Consider the following 1,581-nt stretch of genomic DNA (forward strand, 5'->3'; position numbering starts at 1 on the left):
GCCCTGCCCGCGCCCGCCCGCCCGGCCCGTGCACCGCGCCGAGCACCCGCGAAGGAACCGGCCCAGGCCGCGACGGAACCGGCCACCGCGACGCCCGCCCGGACGCCCGCGCCGGACGCCGGGGCCGGTGCGCGGACCGCCGTCCTCGCCGGGATCTTCGGCGAGATCCTCGGCCTGGACGCGGTCGCGGACGACGAGGACTTCTTCGCCTCCGGCGGCGACAGCATCCTGTCGATCCAGGTCGTCGCGCGGGCGCGCAAGGCCGGGCTGCGGGTGACCGCGCAGGAGGTGTTCCAGCACCGGACCCCGGCCGGGCTGGCGCTCGTCGCGCGCGGCGCGGAACCGCCGCCGGAGCGCGCCGGACTCGACCCGGTGGGCGGCCTGCCGCCACTGCCGATCATGCAGTGGTTCGCCGACCGGGCGGACGCGTCCGCCGGCCCCGCCGGGCGGTTCTTCCAATCGGCGCTGGTCGTCACGCCGCCGCGCGCCGACCTCGCCTCGCTGACCCGCGCGGTGCGCGACCTCGTCGACCGGCATGACGCGCTGCGGCTGCGGCTCGACCGGCCCGGCGGCGTCTGGGCGCTCTCGGTCGCGTCCCCCGGCGCCGTCCCCGCGACCGTGCGCCGCGCGGACGCCCGGGGACTGGACGGCGAGGCCCTCACCGCGCTGGTCGCCGAGGAGTCCGCGACCGCCGCCGCCCGTCTCGACCCGGCCGCGGGGAACGTGTTCCAGGCCGTGTGGTTCGACCGCGGCCCCGGCGCCGCCGGGCGGCTGCTGCTGTGCGTCCACCACCTGGCCGTGGACGGGGTCTCGTGGCGGACGTTGCTGCCCGACCTGCGCACCGCGTGGGAGGCCGCCGCGTCCGGCGGCGCCGCGGACCTCGCCGCCCCCGCGGACCTCGCCGTCCCCGCCACCTCGCTGCGGGAGTGGGCGCACCGGCTGCTCGCCGAGGCGCACGCGCCGGAGCGCCTCGCCGAGCTGGCGCACTGGACGTCGCTGGCCGCCCCCGACGCCCCGCTTGCCGCCCGGCGCCCCGACCCGTCCCGCGACACCGCCGCGACCCAGGAGGCCCTCGTCCTCACCGTCCCCGAGGACCAGGCCCGTGTCCTGCTCACCGAGCTGCCGCGCGCCTACCGGTGCGGCGCCGAGGACGTCCTGCTCGCCGGGCTCGCCCTGGCCGTGGTCCGCTGGCGGGACGGCGGCGACCCCTGGCTGCTGGTCGACCTGGAAGGGCACGGCCGCCACCCGCTGGACGGCACCGACCCGTCCCGCACCGTCGGCTGGTTCACCACCCTCCACCCGGTGCGGCTCGACCTGGACGGCGTCGACCCGGAGGCGGCCGGACGGGGCGGGACCGCCGCCGGTGACCTGCTCAAGCGGGTCAAGGAGCAGCTCCGCGCCGCCCCCGGCCAGGGCTTCGGCCACGGCTTGCTGCGGTACCTGAACGCGCGGACCGCCCCCGCGCTGGCCGGGGCCGCCCGGCCGCAGATCCTGTTCAACTACCGGGGCCGTCTCGACCCCGCAGCCGGGCAAGGCGACGACCGGCACTGGGCGCACGCCCCCGAGAGCGCCGCGCTGGCC

Annotated in this window: 1 protein-coding gene; it reads left to right on the top strand. The window is 79.5% G+C overall.

What is annotated here, in order from left to right:
• The coding region (locus E1298_RS46825; protein WP_243726270.1) for a condensation domain-containing protein at positions 1 to 1,581 on the top strand (1,581 nt) is incomplete at both ends.

This window comes from Actinomadura rubrisoli (genome assembly GCF_004349215.1).
In the GTDB taxonomy this organism is placed as follows: Bacteria; Actinomycetota; Actinomycetes; order Streptosporangiales; family Streptosporangiaceae; genus Spirillospora; species Spirillospora rubrisoli.